Origin of the sequence: Sporofaciens sp. JLR.KK001 (genome assembly GCF_036941055.1) — a bacterium.
GTDB lineage: Bacteria > Bacillota > Clostridia > Lachnospirales > Lachnospiraceae > Sporofaciens.
The window spans coordinates 1337236-1353740 of sequence record NZ_JAYMNO010000001.1 but is presented as its reverse complement, the minus strand read 5'-3'; the positions used below and the strand labels follow the sequence as shown (position 1 = coordinate 1353740).

At 48.5% G+C, this 16505-nt stretch carries 16 protein-coding genes; 2 read left to right on the top strand and 14 right to left on the bottom strand.

Going from position 1 to position 16505, the window contains the following annotated elements; genetic code table 11:
- Nucleotides 1–5: 5 nt before the first annotated feature.
- The 14 genes from xdhC to VSQ62_RS07270 form a co-directional block, all read right to left on the bottom strand.
- Nucleotides 6–512 carry a xanthine dehydrogenase subunit XdhC gene (gene xdhC / locus VSQ62_RS07335; protein WP_334634039.1) on the bottom strand — a complete coding sequence of 169 codons (507 nt, stop codon included), beginning with the start codon at nucleotides 510–512 and terminating at the stop codon, nucleotides 6–8.
- The gene (gene xdhB, locus VSQ62_RS07330) at nucleotides 505–1392 is read right to left on the bottom strand and encodes a xanthine dehydrogenase subunit XdhB (protein ID WP_334634038.1); all 888 of its coding nucleotides are present in this window, start codon (nucleotides 1390–1392) and stop codon (nucleotides 505–507) included. Before xdhB ends, xdhC begins: the two co-directional genes overlap by 8 nt.
- Before the next feature lie 91 nt (nucleotides 1393–1483).
- The gene (gene xdhA / locus VSQ62_RS07325; protein WP_334634037.1) at nucleotides 1484–3769 is read right to left on the bottom strand and encodes a xanthine dehydrogenase subunit XdhA; all 2286 of its coding nucleotides are present in this window, start codon (nucleotides 3767–3769) and stop codon (nucleotides 1484–1486) included.
- Nucleotides 3770–3792: 23 nt separating this feature from the next.
- Nucleotides 3793–4518, bottom strand: coding sequence for a Crp/Fnr family transcriptional regulator (locus VSQ62_RS07320; protein WP_334634035.1), 726 nt, complete (start codon nucleotides 4516–4518; stop codon nucleotides 3793–3795).
- Nucleotides 4519–4731: 213 nt separating this feature from the next.
- Complete coding sequence (locus VSQ62_RS07315; protein ID WP_334634034.1) at nucleotides 4732–5697, bottom strand: ABC transporter ATP-binding protein; 966 nt, start codon at nucleotides 5695–5697, stop codon at nucleotides 4732–4734.
- Nucleotides 5697–6722, bottom strand: a complete 1026-nt coding sequence (locus tag VSQ62_RS07310) for an ABC transporter ATP-binding protein (protein ID WP_334634033.1) — start codon at nucleotides 6720–6722, stop codon at nucleotides 5697–5699. Before VSQ62_RS07310 ends, VSQ62_RS07315 begins: the two co-directional genes overlap by 1 nt.
- A gap of 15 nt (nucleotides 6723–6737) precedes the next feature.
- Nucleotides 6738–7661, bottom strand: a complete 924-nt coding sequence (locus tag VSQ62_RS07305) for an ABC transporter permease (protein WP_334634032.1) — start codon at nucleotides 7659–7661, stop codon at nucleotides 6738–6740.
- An 11-nt stretch (nucleotides 7662–7672) separates the two neighbouring features.
- Complete coding sequence (locus VSQ62_RS07300) at nucleotides 7673–8599, bottom strand: ABC transporter permease (RefSeq protein ID WP_334634031.1); 927 nt, start codon at nucleotides 8597–8599, stop codon at nucleotides 7673–7675.
- 151 nt (nucleotides 8600–8750) lie between these two features.
- A complete protein-coding gene (locus VSQ62_RS07295; protein ID WP_334634029.1) occupies nucleotides 8751–10430 on the bottom strand; it encodes a peptide ABC transporter substrate-binding protein in 1680 nt (559 codons plus the stop codon).
- Nucleotides 10431–10588: 158 nt separating this feature from the next.
- A complete protein-coding gene (locus VSQ62_RS07290) occupies nucleotides 10589–12370 on the bottom strand; it encodes a beta-L-arabinofuranosidase domain-containing protein (RefSeq protein WP_334634026.1) in 1782 nt (593 codons plus the stop codon).
- A 219-nt stretch (nucleotides 12371–12589) separates the two neighbouring features.
- Complete coding sequence (locus VSQ62_RS07285; RefSeq protein ID WP_334634025.1) at nucleotides 12590–13231, bottom strand: potassium channel family protein; 642 nt, start codon at nucleotides 13229–13231, stop codon at nucleotides 12590–12592.
- Between the two features lie 31 nt (nucleotides 13232–13262).
- Nucleotides 13263–14639: a TrkH family potassium uptake protein gene (locus tag VSQ62_RS07280; RefSeq protein ID WP_502957725.1), complete on the bottom strand. Its 1377-nt coding sequence runs from the start codon at nucleotides 14637–14639 to the stop codon at nucleotides 13263–13265.
- 75 nt (nucleotides 14640–14714) lie between these two features.
- Nucleotides 14715–14864 carry a hypothetical protein gene (locus tag VSQ62_RS07275; RefSeq protein ID WP_334634021.1) on the bottom strand — a complete coding sequence of 50 codons (150 nt, stop codon included), beginning with the start codon at nucleotides 14862–14864 and terminating at the stop codon, nucleotides 14715–14717.
- A 24-nt stretch (nucleotides 14865–14888) separates the two neighbouring features.
- Entirely contained in the window at nucleotides 14889–15071 is a 183-nt protein-coding gene (locus VSQ62_RS07270; protein WP_334634019.1) for a hypothetical protein, read from the bottom strand.
- A 210-nt stretch (nucleotides 15072–15281) separates the two neighbouring features.
- On the opposite strand from VSQ62_RS07270, the gene VSQ62_RS07265 reads away from it, so the two are divergent.
- A complete protein-coding gene (locus VSQ62_RS07265) occupies nucleotides 15282–15941 on the top strand; it encodes a non-canonical purine NTP pyrophosphatase (protein ID WP_334634017.1) in 660 nt (219 codons plus the stop codon).
- A 254-nt stretch (nucleotides 15942–16195) separates the two neighbouring features.
- Nucleotides 16196–16450, top strand: coding sequence for a hypothetical protein (locus VSQ62_RS07260; RefSeq protein ID WP_334634016.1), 255 nt, complete (start codon nucleotides 16196–16198; stop codon nucleotides 16448–16450).
- The last annotated feature ends 55 nt before the right edge of the window (nucleotides 16451–16505 follow it).

Genomic DNA, 16505 nt, shown 5'->3' with positions numbered 1-16505 from the left:
CTGGTCTACACCTCGTCGGCTTCTTTCTCCTTCCCCAGGCGCCGCAGCATAGTCTTCTTCACCGCCCGGAAGATATTCTCATATCCCGTACATCTGCACAAATGACCAGACATCAGCTTGCGAATCTCGTCATCTGAGAACTCTTTCTTCGCTTCCAAGATCTCCACCGCACTCATGATGAATCCCGGGCTGCAGAATCCGCACTGTACTGCGGCCTCGTCGATAAATGCCTGCTGGATATCCGAGATCTCCCCGTTGGGTCCGGCAAGCCCTTCCAAAGTCAGGATCTCCTTGCCTTCCGCCCACACAGCCAGATAGATACAGGAATTAAAACACTCTCCGTCTATGATCACATTGCAGGCGCCGCATTCTCCGACCTCACAACCCTTCTTCACACTGGTAAGCCGGTAATCATCCCGCAGCATATCCGTTAGAGACGCCCGGACATCGATCATCTTCTCCACATGCTTCCCGTTGATGGTGCAGGAAACTAATTTGTACTGTCTACTCATCGATCTCACCTCCCGCAAGACGAATGGACTCCCTCAGCGCCCGTTCTGCCAGTACCACCGCGATATGCTGCCGGAATTCCTTAGAAGCCCTCCAACTGTCGCGGGGATTGATATCCTCCAAAACTGTTCTGGCAAAGGTCTTCACATTCTCTTTCGACACCGCTTTTCCCTTCGCCGCTGCTTCCGCCACAGGCGCACGCATAGGAACAGGCCCCGCCACACCGTAGGCGATCCTGACATCCTCCATTACCTTCTTATCCGAAGACAGCTTCACATTCACCGAACAGCCTGTAGTGGCAATATCCATAGCATTTCTCATGGCGTACTTGATATAGTGTCCATGATATCCCTCATAAGCAATCTTGGGAATAATGATCGCCGTCTGCACCTCTCCCGGCTTCAAGTCTACGACCCCCGCCTTGATGTAGAAATCATGGATCGGGATTCTCCTTACCCCATTAGGTCCGGTGATCTCCACGATTGCATCCCATGCATGAAGCGTAGAAGCAGAATCCGCAGACGTCACACCGTTGCAGGTATTCCCGCCGATTGTTCCGATGTTGCGTATCTGCGGTCCGCCTACCATATCGACCGCCTCTCCTAACACATTGATATGCTCCTGGATGATCGGATCTCTCGTGATATGGGAGAAGCTGGTAAGAGATCCTATCCGGATCGCCCCGTCTTCCTCATAGCTTATCCCGCGCATCTCATCAAGACCATAGATGCTGACCAGCTCCTTCCCCGCACGCTTTCCTTCCCGCATCTGCACCAGGACGTCGCTTCCGCCGGCGATGATCTGCGCTTCCGGGTGTTCTATAAGAATCTTTACCGCGTGCTCAATGCTCTCTGCTTCATAAAGTGCTTTTATGTCATACATATTCTTAACCTCCATTTTTTGATTCCCGCGGACAGCAGACCGAACAAACCAGCATACTCATTCGACAGCTGTCCTGTCTGTTACAGATCGGCTAAAGCAGCCCTTCCTCCGTGAATCTCCGGAACAGATTATGCGGATTCACAGGAGCCTCATTGACTCCCACTCCCGTCGCCTGATAGACTGCGTTGCGGATCGCAGGCGCTACCGAACAGGCCGGCGGCTCGCCCAATGCCTTAGTCCCAAACGCACTGGTCGGTTCTGCATTCTCCACGAATACCGCCTTAAGCCTTGGATGATCCATGAACGTCGACAACTTGTAATCCAACAGGTTATTATTCAGCGCACGCCCTGTCTTCTCATCGAAGATCAGCCGCTCCGACATCCCGTATCCGATTCCCATGCTCATACCGCCGTGTACCTGTGCCTCTGCGAGCGCAGGATTGATCAGCGTTCCCGCATCATGGGCATTGACGATATCTATAAGCTTCACCTTGCACATAGGGATATCCACCTCCGCTTCCGCAATGGTACATCCGAAGGAATAGGCATTGGATTTAATCTGGGACGTACTCTCCGCCGACAGATGCTGACTGTTGGTCAGGCTGTACAGCGCTTCCGTTGACAGTTCTCCAAGGCTCATCAAGATTCTTCCGTCTGTGGTGCGCACAATATTACCCTCCACGATATCCAGATTATATTCCGGCATACGTGTCAATTCATGGGCGTATTTTAAAATACGCTCCTTTAAGAGCAGAGCCGTCTGCCGTATGGAGTATCCTGCCGTATACGTCTGCCGGGACGCATAGGCTCCCGTCCCAAAAGGCGTCACATCCGTATCCTGACATGACACTACATGAACGTCTTTCAACGGAACTCCCAGTACATCCGCCGTCATCTGCGTATAGACGGTATCCGCCCCCTGACCGATCTCCGTCTCCCCAAGCTGGACCTGAAGCGACCCGTCCTGATTCAGAACCATCCGGCAGGATGAGGTCTCCAGGGAAATGGGCCACACAGCCGTATTGTACCAGAAGACGGACACACCGATTCCCCGCCGGATATCACCGGTCTGATTCTGGTACTCTTTGAACTTCCGTCTATAATCAATTGCCTCCATAGCTTTATCAAGACACTGGTTAAATGTATCGTCATACAGTTCATTTTGGGAAAATGCATCTACATATCCCACCGGCATCAGATTCTTACGCCTGAAGTCTATCGGATCCATCCCCATCTTCGCCGCCACGTCCTCAGTATGACATTCCACTGCCCACATTGCCTGAGGGATTCCATAGCCGCGCATTGCCCCCGCTACTGATTTGTTGGTAAATACAGTATAAGCATCCACCTCTACATTTTCACAGGGATATAGCTGGGGGAATGCCCCTGCTCCCTTCGCTACGATGCTGTGACCGTGAGAAGCATACGCCCCCTGGTCGGAAAATGCTTCCAGCTTGCGTGCCGCGTAAGAACCGTCCGGCCGCACCCAGGATATAATATGGCTGCGGATTGCATGACGCACACGGTTGGATACGAAAGTATCCTCGCGCGGAATATCAAGCTTCACCAAATGTCCGCCAAGCTGCATGCACAGCCATGCACACAGCGGTTCGTACAGAGCGTCCTGTTTATTCCCGAACCCGCCTCCTATGTATGGTTTGATGATGCGCACCCTTCCCCACTCAATCCCCAATGCCTGGCCCACGATCCTGCGGACAATATGAGGAATCTGGGTGGAAGCCGTTACCGTGATCCTGTCTCCCTCCATCTCGGCATAACAGATAAAATTCTCAATATGGCAGTGCTGCACCGTCGGCGTGTCATACCAGCCTTCTATCTTCGTAAGCCCCGGCTCCTTGACGGCCTCTTCATAATTCCCCTTTCGTATGGCTGTGTGCTTCAGGATATTATTCGGATACTCCTTGTGGATCTGAGGCGCTCCCTCCTTCATCGCCTCCTGCACATCCAGCACAAAAGGATACTCTTCATACTCCACCTTAATCGCGCGGAGCGCCTGTGCCGCCGATACTTCATCCTCCGCCACGACCGCTCCGATGTCGTCTCCATAGAATCGGACTTCCTCGGTCAGAACCAGACGGTCCGCCACGTCCTGATGTCCCGGATCCGTAGACCACGGATGTCCCGCTGTTGGGAAATAATGCTTCTCCTTCACATCAAAACAGGTAAATACCTTCACAACTCCCGGAATCTTCTCCGCCTCGGAGGTGTCAATAGACACCACCCTTCCATGGGCGATGGTTGAATGTAACACTCTGGCAATATATGCACTCTTATCGCACAGATCATCCGTATACCTCGTTCGCCCGATCACCTTATCATAGGCATCTACACGGGTTACCTTCTTTCCTGCATACATTACTGCTCCCTCCTTCTTACTTCTTAAATGTCTGCCTTCTGACAGACTTCACCGTTAATATAGTACGCGATATGCTGCTTCATCTTCAGATATCCTGCTTCCGGAATAATGATCTTCCCCTTTTTGACAGAGATCAAATCATCTTCCTCCAGTTTTTTTATATTACGATTCAGCGTCTTCACAGAGAACCCGATCTCCTCGGACAATTTTTCCCTGCTTGCCTTTATTTCCAGCGGCTTTTTCAATGGCTGCTTCTGCTCATACCTACGGATCAGATGCATCATCAGCCGCTCCCTGCTCTCGATGAACAGATACCTTCTTGCATCAGCCGTCTGTGAGATCAGTCTGCCCGTATTCTCCTTCGTCCGCAGATACAGCGCCTCCACATCACTTCGCAGCCATTCCATATAGTAAATGATCGGTATGATAAGCACCCTGCATTCGGTCAATGCTATCGCACTGATCCTGTAATTCGAAAGATCTGCAAAATACTCGATCTCACCAAAGAAATCCCCTGGGCCATAATCCTTAAAATAATAAGAACGTCCATACATGGGCCACTCGATCCCGCTCACCTTCCCGGATAATATTATATAAATGTAATCACACTTCTCTCCCGCCTCAATCAGGAGCTGACCTTCCTTAACATCCGCAACACTCATATAATACTTTACTTCTTCTGTACAGTTTTGAAACAGTCTCTCCATATATTCCTGCTTTTTCACCGGCAGTTCCTTGAATACCTCCATGGACCTCACCTCTTAATCCTATTTTACCAAATGAATCATACAAATAAAAAGGACAAGAGACCTGATTTTCTCAATTAGTCAAAAAATAGCAACTCACCCAAAAAATATCCCTTTTCCCCACCTTTTTAATTCTGTTTTTATCTAAATTAGACAAAAACAGAGTGTAATGTTACGTTTCTTACATAACACTACACTCTGATCGCTGCATATTATCTATACTAAATGGCACGCTACCATGTGTCCCGGAGCAACCTCCTTAAGCTTCGGCATCTCTCCGAAACAACGGTCCGTGGCGAATTCACACCGCTCTGCGAACCTGCAGCAGTTCTTGGGATTGATCGGGCTTGGGATCTCTCCCTTGATCGGGATTCGTTCGTTGGCCTTGGCTTTCTTAGGATCTGCCTCCGGAATCGCCGACAACAGAGCCTTTGTATACGGATGCTGCGTATTCGAGAACAGCTCCTCCGTCTCTGCGGTCTCCACGATAGTTCCCAGATACATAACCACTACACGGTCCGAGATATATTTGACAACACTCAAGTCATGGGCAATAAACAGATAAGTAAGCCCCATAGTCTCCTGAAGGTTCTTAAGCATGTTGATGACCTGTGCCTGGATGGATACGTCCAGAGCGGAAATCGGCTCGTCACAGATAATGAACTCCGGATCTACCGAGAGCGCCCTGGCAATACCGATACGCTGTCTCTGCCCGCCGGAGAACTCATGCGGGAAACGAGACATGTGATCCTTGTTAAGGCCTACCGTCTCAAGAAGCTTCTCCACCTTCGCATCTGCTTCCTTCTGGGACATCCCATGCTGCTTTAATCCCTCGCCTACGATCTCCTTGACTGTCATACGCGGATTCAGGGAAGAATACGGATTCTGGAAGATCATCTGTACCTTCTTGCAGAACTCCTTCTTCTCCGCGCCGCTAAGCTTCATAATGTTCTTGCCGTTGTAGATAACCTCTCCCTTCGTGGGATTATACAGACGGATCATGCACCGCCCGGTGGTGGATTTGCCGCAGCCCGACTCTCCTACCAGGCTGACTGTCTCTCCCTTGTTGATGTGAAAGGTCACATCATCTACCGCTTTCAAAGTCTCCTTGCGGCTGATATGGAAATATTTACATAGATTATTAACCTGTACGAGAGGCTGATTCGTCTCCTGATTCGCCATTATTTCACCTCTCCTTTCTTTATCACGGTTTTCTTCATATCGGTATCCGGTGCAAACTCATGCGGCAGCCAGCAGCAAGCGGCATGCTCGTCAGAGAGCTGATAAGTCTCAGGCGGTGTATCGATACATACATCCATACAATATTCACACCGGGCTGCAAAGGGACATCCGACCGGAGGGGAGAATAAGTCAGGAGGTGTCCCTTCGATCGGTTTTAATTTCTCACCTTTAGCGGTATCCAGCCTCGCGATCGACTGCATCAGCCCTTTCGTATAAGGATGAGAAGTGTTGTAGAAGATCTCGTCTGCGGTACCTCTCTCCACGATCTTTCCTCCGTACATAACCAGAACACGGTCACAGAGCTTCGCAATCACTCCCAGATCATGGGTGATCATGATAATAGAAGTTCCCAGCGTCTTCTGCAGGTTCTTCAAGAGGTCCAATATCTGCGCCTCAATAGTAACATCCAGAGACGTAGTCGGCTCGTCAGCGATAACGATACTCGGGCTTCCTACCAGCGCGATCGCGATCATGACACGCTGCTTCATACCGCCGGACAACTCATGCGGATACTGCTTATATCTGCGCTCTCCGTCAGAGATTCCTACTAATTTCAGGATCTCCAGAGCCTTCTGCTTCTTCTCGGCCGCGCTCATACCCTTCTTGCCCACGAAGACCTCTTCGATCTGTTTGCCGATCCTCATGGTCGGATTCAGGGATGTCATCGGATCTTGGAAGATGAATCCAATCTCCGTCCCCCGCATATTACGGAGCGCCTTCTTATCCATCTTGAGCACATCGTCGCCCTTGTACAAGATCTGGCCGCCCTCGAAGAATCCCGGGGGCTCCGGATTCAGTCTCATGATACAGGAAGAAGTAACACTCTTCCCGCAGCCCGACTCTCCTACGATACCCAGGATCTCACCTGGACGCACTTCAAAGCTTACATCACGGACTGCCTTTACGACACCTCCATAAGTACGAAAGGAGAATGTCAGATTCTTAACTTCTAATAAATTTTCCATCTTCTTACTCCTTTCCTATTCTGTTCCTCGAAGCTTCGGGTCAAATGCATCACGAAGTCCGTCGCCCAACAGGTTCAGGGCAAGCATGGTCGTACAGATCAGCGTTGCCGGGATCACGACCTGATAAGGATTGATACGAAGCTGTGCGATACCCTCTTTGGCCAGTACTCCCCAGCTGCACCCCGGCGGCTTGATACCCAGACCGATATAGCTTAAGAATGCCTCCTGGAAGATGGCTCCTGGGATCGCCATGGTAAGATTCGTGATAATGAGTCCCATGACATTCGGCAGGATATGCTTCACGATAATCACCATATCCGGCACACCCAGGATCCTCGCTGCCGCAACGAAATCCGACTCTCTAAGCTTGAGCACTTCACCCCGGACGAAACGGCAGCTCCCGATCCATCCTACCATACACATGGCTATGATCAGACAGTGTACGCCGTTACCGATCACCACCATCAGCAGGATCGTAACGATCATGCTTGGAATTCCATACAATACATCTACGATACGCTGGATCAGCATATCCACCTTACCGCCGTAGAAGCCGGAGATGCCTCCCATGATCGAACCGACGAAAGCATTGATCATACTTGCCGCGAATCCGATCGTAAGGGATACTCTCGCGCCCATCCAGGCACGTACCCAGAGATCCCGCCCCAGGGAATCCGTACCGAACCAATGCACGGATGAAGGCGGCTGGTTCATCTTCTCCACACTCTGAGTCGCATAGTCAAACCCGCTTAACATCGGCGCAAATATCGCCATAAGTATATACAGTCCGATCAGGCACAGGGAGAAGAACGCGATCTTATTCTTGCGGATTCGTCTCCATGCATCCTGCCAATAACCGATATTTGGGCGGGAAATGGACTCCATGCTCTTAGCGTTCTTTCCAATAATATTAAATTTATCTCTTGTTATCTCTGCCATATCCGCTTCACCTACGCTTTCTTTCCGCTGAGTCGGATTCTCGGATCCACGATACCATACAGGATATCCACGATCAGGATCGCTATGACAAGGAATGCGCCGTAGAAGATCGTCATCCCCAGAACCAACGTATAATCAGCCATATTAATACTGTCAACATAATATTTGCCCATACCCGGAATCGCGAACAGCGCCTCGATTACGAAAGTACCCGTGAGTACAGCCGCAACCGTAGGACCCATGATCGTAATGATCGGGGTGATCGCATTACGGATCTGGTGCTTGAAGGTCACGCGGAACTCTGACAGTCCCTTTGCCCTGGCCGTCTTCGTATAATCTGAGGTTACGACCTCCAGCATACTGGAGCGCATCAGACGCGATACCGATGCCAGGGTATAGAATCCCACAGCAATAGACGGCAGGATGGTATGCTTGAAGCTGGTATACTGCGCAACCGGCAACAGCTGCCATTTGATCCCGAAGAAATACTGCAGAAGCGACCCCATGATGAAGTCCGGTATGGACGTTCCTATGATCGCGATCAGGATACAGAAGAAATCCAGCTTCTTCCCGCGGTTCAGCGCCGCTATGATCCCCAGTATAATTCCGAAAAAGAACGCAAAACACAGCGCCCTGATCCCTAAGTCCGCAGAGAACGGGAAAGATTCGGAGATAATACGGTTGACCGTACGTCCTTCATACTTCATGGAGTAGCCAAGATCACCGCGGATAACATTCTTCATATAGGTTACATACTGTACCGGCAGCGGTTTGTCAAGGCCGTAATACGCCTCTAAGTTCGCCTTGATCTCAGGTGTCATCTTCGGATTGGAAAACGGATCACCCGGCAGCAAACGTACCAGCACGAACACGATACTTACAAGTACGAATAATGTCACGATTGCAAGCAGCACTCGTTTTATTATATATTTTGCCATGTGTTTCTCCTTTCTCTTGTCTTGTGGCAATTATTTGACAATTTTGATTATCCCACACCTCTTAAATTTCCCTGAATAATCAAAATTGTCAAAAGGGGAACCGTATTACGGCTCCCCTCGCTTAAAACCATGCTTTACAATTCACTAACGATTATTCTGCTAAATCTGCATATACAAGGTTAAAGTCGTATCCAACGAAGTATACGTTGAAGTTCTCGATCTTCGGATTCACAAGATAGGTATCCTGGCGTAACTGAAGCGGTACTAAAGCCGCGTCTTCTTCAAGGAAAAGCTTCTCAGCCGCAAATAATAGATCCTGTCTTGTCTTCGCATCTGTCTCAGTCGTAGACTTCTCAAGATACTCGTCATATTTCGGATTGTTGTAACCGGAGTGGTTGTACTGTCCGTCGCTGATCCACAGCTCAAGGTAAGAATATGCGTCAGAGTAATCCGGTACCCAGCCGGTAACTACCATATCATAATCAAGATCCTGCTCTCTCTGGAGTCTCTCTTTGTAGGTTACCTGCTCGATCTCTACCTTGATACCAAGGTTCTTCTCATACTGCTCCTTTAATACCTCTGCCTGCTTCTTAGCATTCTCCGTATCGGTTGTAAGAAGTGTGACTTGGATATCTGCCGGTGAAGATACTCCAAGCTCCTTTACTGCCTTATCAAGATACTCTTTTGCCTTCGCGTCATCATTCTCAAGCGGGAACGGCTCATACGGATAAGCCTCGCCGTATGTGGTATCTGCTGATGTTACATTTGGAAGGACAAGTCTCTGTGCCGGTACATATGTATCATAGTTCACAAGTGTGTTGTATTCCTTCCTGTTCAGGCCAAAGTTCATCGCGAATCTTAAGTTCTTATTCGCAAACGCCTTGCCCTCTGTCTGGTTGAGCATGATATAATCATCCGCGCCTGTGAAATATGCCTCTGTGTTCAGCTCGCCTTCTGCATACTGAGGAACCATATCGGAAGGAACGATGGTAATGTCAACCTCGTTCTGTTCGAACATCGCCACACCTGTCTTAGCATCCAGTACGGTCTTGATGCAGATCTCGTCAAGCTTGATGCTGTCAGCATCCCAGTAATCCGGGTTCTTGGTCATGATCAGCTCGTCGCCGTGCTTCCACTCAGACATTACGAATGGTCCGTTGTAAGCAGCCTTCTCCGGATCTGCCGCATATTCTGCACCATACTTTTCAACAAGGTCTTTTCTTGCCGGTCCGAACGCACACATAGAAGCCATCGCATCAAAGTATACTGCCGGATGCTCCAGCGTGATCTCTACAGTCTTATCATCCAGAGCCTTTACTCCAAGCTCTTCTACCGGAACCTCACCGTTATTGACAGCAGTACCGTTCTTCAATATATATCCGATGAATGCATAATCAGCAGCAAAATCTGGATCCATCAACCTCTGCATACCATATACATAATCCTCTGCCTTTACATCCTCACCATCACTCCACTTCAGACCGTCACGCAGATGGAAGGTATATACCAGACCGTCGTCGGATACTTCCCATGTCTCAGCAGCATCGCCCACTACTTCGCCTTCCTTATTCCTTGTCAGGCAGGCAAGTACATGGATATTGGCAGATGCAGAACTGATCGAGTTACTGTTCTGCGGGTCCATAGACGGAACATCCTCACGCAAAGTATATGTAACTCTCTTCTTACCGCCTGCATCGGAGCTTCCGCCGTCAGAATCTGATCCTGAACCTGCTCCGCTGTCTCCTCCTCCTGATCCCGGCGTACTGCAGCCGGTCACCATTGCGGCTGTCATAGCCATTGCTAAAAATGCGGCTAATAATCTCTTCTTCATAAAGAATCCTCCTTTTTATTATATTAGCTCTATGTAGCTTAACAGGTCCTCATATACGATGCGCATACAACTCCCTGGTTCTACCAATCCTATGCCAGTATATACTGACTATACTCTATACTTTAGTCTATCATACGCAGATGAATACTGTCCCGGCGTCACTCACTGCAAATCCCATACACATGATAGCTTTCTTCGTCTACCATACACAACGGAATCCACCTCGTTCCCTCACAGATGAACGTAAGCCTCTCTTCCGCCGGCGCCATCTTCTCTTCTATATCCGTCTCCGTAAACGGAAGCTTCAAGAAGCCCTTCTCCTCGGACAATGCCGCCATAACAAACGGTCCGTAGGCAATTGCCGCCCTCTCCGGGATATCCGCTGCCCGAAGGATTCGGAAACTGAATGTAAATGTGAGTTCAAACGTGATCTCCTCCGAGAAATCCCTTGTAAATACCAGGTAACCGTCCTCGTCGGGTTCTACGGCAAGCTTCCTGCCATTCTCTTCTATCTCATATCCCCGTACACGAACTCCATTCTCTTCCGCACCTGCGGCGTTCACAGTCCACTTCGGCAGACGGATCTTGATTGTATGGACTCCAGAACCCTTCACGGTAATTCTTGTCCTCTCCGGATGACCGCCGACCGCCTCCTGCCGGATATGGACATCCCTTTCTGCCCACTCAAGCACAGACGGAATAAAAAGATTCACATAGAACTCATCCTCCCGGTGGAAATAGATCCCATCCCTGTACTTGAAATGACTCTCCATACCGGTGCCGTGGCAGCAACTATTCTCCCACAGGAATTCCCTCTTCGCTCCCGGCTCTAACGGGAAGAAATACGTGCTCTCCCCTGTAGGGCGCTTGTCTTGGGACGCCAGGATATGATTCAGGACCGTCCTCTCATAGTAATCCATATAACAGCTCTTCGGCTCATACTGGAATAACTCCTTCGTAAGCTTCAGCATGTTATAAGACGCACAAGTCTCCTGCGTCTTCTTCGTAAGCAGATCTCCGATCCGATCCTTAGCGAAGAACTTCTCGCTCTCCCCGCAGCCTCCCGGCGCATAGGTATGCCCGTCCGTGACGATCTGCCAGAAAAACCGCGCCATATCATAGTACCGCTTCTCACCTGCAGCCTTGTATATCTCCAGTGCGCCAAGCATCTGCGGAATATGCTGGTTCGCGTGCATCTGGTCAAGCTCGTCCCTCTTCTGCTCCAACGGATAGATCAGCTTCTTATTGTCAAACAGCTTCGCACAGTCAATGAATTCTTCCCGGCCTGTCAGCATATACAACTGTGCCATGATCACATTCATCGCCCCGAATTCACCGGCGATATACATGCTCCACATCCTGGTCCGCTGCTGATATGTAAGCTTAGAAAGCCTTCTCCACACCCACAGTCCCAATCTCTCGGATACTGCAAGCGCTTCTTTTGCCCCTGCATATGTATAACAATCCAGCAGCCCCGCGAAGATCTTATGCAGCGTATAATACGGCGCCCAGATCGTCGGATACTCCACGTATTCCTCCAACTGGTCAAACTGGTCCGGGAGATACCCGCTTAAGAAGCCCTCTCCCACACCTTCCATCTTCGAAAACGCGTCCTGGCACTCTGCCAGGCTCTTTACCATATATAACGCCTTCTCCTTGAAGCGCTCATCGCCGGCCGCATGATAACACAGCGCCAATGCCGACATATAATGCCCCGTCGTATGTCCCTTGATCTGGCTCTCCCACTTCTCCCATCCGTCCAACGGTACTGCTCCGCAGGTATCAAGGCCCGCAGCCCGCCGGAAATTATACAGCATCCTGTCATCCTCGACAGAAAGGAGATACTCCTTCATCCGCTCCTGGGCATCATAGAAAGGACTCTCCGGCAAAAGTCTGATCACTGTATCATCGCATCCGTGTATACTGCCTATTGATTTCATCGATAATCACCTATAACGTTAATCCATTAACGTTAATCTCTCCCGAAATAAAAATAAATATGATTAATTTTATCATTTTCCGGCACACTGGTCAAGAAAACTCTAACAAACAATGCACTGTAAATTGTTGACAGTTTACCATGATCCTTAAAAATACGGGAATTGTCAGCATGACAACTCCCGTATTTTAGAAAAATTTAATAATACACCCTATTCCTTTTATATCCTCTCCAACGCCTCATTCGAGCCTATCAGCATCAATATCATCCCTTCCTTCAGCGACACGTCCGGATCCGGCGTAATCTCCACATGATCTCCTTCCTTCACCCCGACTACATTCACTCCATAGGTTCTTCTGACATCCAGATCCTTCAGCGTCCTGCCGATCCAGCGCTTTGGCACGGCAGTCTCTACAATACTGTAATCCGGCGATAATTCAATCCAATCAGCAAGGTTCGCAGACAGCAGATTCTTCGCGATCTTCCGCCCCATCTCTTCTTCCGGGAAAACCACCGCATCCGCCCCCACCTTCCGAAGTACCTGGGCGTATCTTGAATTATGCGCCTTGCACAGGATATACGGGATCCCCATCTCTTTCGCCGCCAATGTCGCCAGTATACTGCCCTCCAGATTCTCAGATGAAGCCACAACAATCCCGTCATAATTCCTTGACCCCAGAGATTGCAAGAGGTCCGGATTGCCGATATCAGCCTGCATGGCATAAGTGACCTTATCTGCGATATCATTGATCCGCTCCATATCCTGATCCACGGCTACAACATCGCAACCTAACTGCTGCAGGGTCACCGCAACACTTGCGCCAAAGCTTCCAAGCCCCAATACCACAAACTGTTTCTTCATAAATTATGTCTCCTTTTCCTGTAACCTACTCCTATCCGACCATGATCTGTTCCTTAGGAAGCCTTCGAATCTTGTCTCTTGGATGCGTCTTCCCTGCAAATGTGAGCACCAGAGACAACGGTCCCAGTCTTCCGATATACATCATGATCATCAGGACCACCTGACTGGCCCAGCTAAGATGCGGGGTCAGATCTGCCGTAAGTCCCACCGTTCCCACTGCCGACGCGGTCTCATAGAGGACATTGACCATTGGAATACTGTCCGGTTCGATCACTAGAATCGCAATCGTCCCGGTAATAAATACAGTAAATGCTACCATTACAACGCAGAACCCTGTACGGAAATTCGCCACTGATATCCGCCTGCCCATGCACTCTGTATCATTACCTCCCCTTACGAACGTAAGACATGCAAGAAATAACATGGCAATGGTTGTCGTCTTCACCCCGCCTGCGGTACCTCCCGGCGAACCGCCGATAAACATCAGTATCGAACAGAATAATTTCGACTCTCCATGCAGCGCCCCCTGGGAAACCGTATAGAATCCTGCCGTCCTTGTAGTCACCGACTGGAACACAGACGCCATAAGCTTCTCGCCAAGGCTCATACCGCCTATCGTCTCCGGGTTATGATATTCGGCAGCAAATACGAATACCGCCCCGGCAATGATCAGAGACACCGTCATAATGACTGCCAGCTTCGAATGCAGCCTGAGTCTCGTGAACCACCAGCGCCCCGGTACTTCTCTGTGAATAAGCTCCTTTGTATTCTCAATAACATCAAACCAGACCGTAAATCCTATACCGCTTAATATAATGAGCAGTATCGTTGTAATATTCACCACCGGATTCACCGCATAATCTGCAAAGCTGTTCTCTCCTAAGATGTCTATCCCCGCATTACAGAACGCCGAGACTGAATGGAAAACCGAATACCATATGCCCTTGATCACGCCATATTCCGGAACGAACTGCAGCGTATACAGCAATGCCCCGCCGCCCTCCACTATGAGGGTTCCCAGAATCACCTTCTTCACCATCCTGACAATTCCGCCCAACCGCTGCGCGCCATAGGCTTCCTGCAGGACTACTCTCTCCCGGACCGTGATCTTCCTTCGAAGCAGGAAGAAAAATATCGTTGCACATGCGATAACGCCCAGACCGCCAATCTGGATCAATATAAGCAATACCACTTTCCCAAACAGGGTAAATTGAGACGCCGGCACGATCGTCACCAATCCTGTCACACACACCGACGTTACAGAAGTAAATAGCGCGTCTATGAACGCAATCGGCTGCGTGTTGCTGACCGGAAGATACAGCAATATCCCGCCGAGAAAAATCACACCTAAAAATCCTACCGCCGTTATCTGCAGCGTATTCCATCTGACACTTTTTGTTCCCTTCACGGCATAGCTGCTCTCCTTCCTATTCATTCAAAAAGTGTAAAGCCCTCAATTACAAAAGACCTTACACCTTTTTGGTTAAGATTTATCATCATTGCACAATGCTTCATATTTTTCTACAAGCTGTTGATACTCTTCAAGCGTCTTACATTCTTTCAAATCATTCAAAATACGGACTCTCTCAAGTTTCCTTGCTAAGATTTCAATCGTCTCGGCTGTATTTGGCATATCCTCACCTCACTTCTTCAAACGCTACTCTTTGATTCTGTCAATTTCTGTTAAATTAATTCCAGATGAAGTAAGTATAACTTTTAGAGTATTATATCTTACTTTCATAGCTTCATATACCTCTGAGCCTTTATCAGCTAATAACATATAACTTTGCAGTTGAACAAATTCCTCAACATTTTTCTGCATTAACTCTTTTTCAGTCATATCCCCATCCACCTCTCTTTTAAAATACTGCTTTCTTTGGTACTTTTATTATATCAATCGGCATTCACCGTGTAAAGCACTATTTCTGTGAACAGTAACGGACAGCAGCAGACCAGCAACAGACCAGTCTGAATATCTCTTGTAACCCGCGAGCCGCAATGTTATAATTGAGGAATCTTCTCTGTACCAGGAGAATAAACGGAGGACAAAATGAAGAAAATACTGATCGGAACAACGAATCCTTCCAAGATCCAACGATTCATACAACTCTTATCCGGATACGCGGCAGAATTCTGCACCTTAAAGGATCTGAATATCACGAAAGAACCGGAGGAACGAGGACACACCCCCAGAGAAAACGCCGTTTTAAAGGCAAGGTTTTACGGGCAATATTTTGATTCTGTGATCTGCAACGATTCCGGGTTATACTTTGATGAACTGGCGCCGGGCGATCCCAGACAGCCGGGCCTTAATATCCGGACTCCGAACGGGCTGCCAAGATTAGATGATGAAGAGATGATAAACTATTATTCCGAACTGATTCATTCCCTTGGAGGAAAGGTACTGGCATATTACTTAGACGGAATTGCAGTTTATCATAAGGGTAAGATCTATTCCTATATGGAGGATACCGCGATCACAAGGGAAAACGCCTTCTATATGATCGACCGGCCCTCTCCCAGAAGACAGCCGGGCTGGCCTCTTGATTCCATCTCACTATACCGGGACAGCCTGACATATTTCGTAGACGAAGAAAATGAGAATTCCGATGAAGATGATGATGAGATTGTACCGGCCGAACATAAAAAACGGCTGGTGGATTTTCTTGCAGAATCACTGTCGCTTCCGCTAACGTCCGATAATGTATAAAGTGGATTGCCATAACTCGAAAGTTATCCTGACAATCCACTTTAACTGGTTACCTATTATTCGGTGTCACTTCGTATAGTCTGATTCAGGACTGCCGAAACCTCATAGTAAATGAATTGATTATCAGAATCGTCTCGAAAAACTCCTATCAGCTTGAATACTGTTAATACATGTTGAGTGTTTTATGTTAGAAACGATTCTTTACAAATACGAAACGAAATAATCAACACATTTACTATAGAAAGAGGTTCATTATGAAAATTCAAAAAAGTAACGATATTACTATCTGGCAAAGTCCAAACAGACGTGAACAACGGGACAAGCCCTATGGCTTTTCCTGTAAATATCATATATCAAGCGGAGATACAAAGCAATTAGAAAAAGCAGTAACATGGGATAACTGTATTGCAGAATATAAAGACGGCTATAGAAAAACAGACCATTTTATTCAGGCGGACTGCCTGCTTGCTGATATTGACAATACGCACAGTGAAAATGAAGCTGACTGAATAACGCCCGAAGATGTTGAAAATGCACTGCCTGATGTTCCATTTTACTATTACC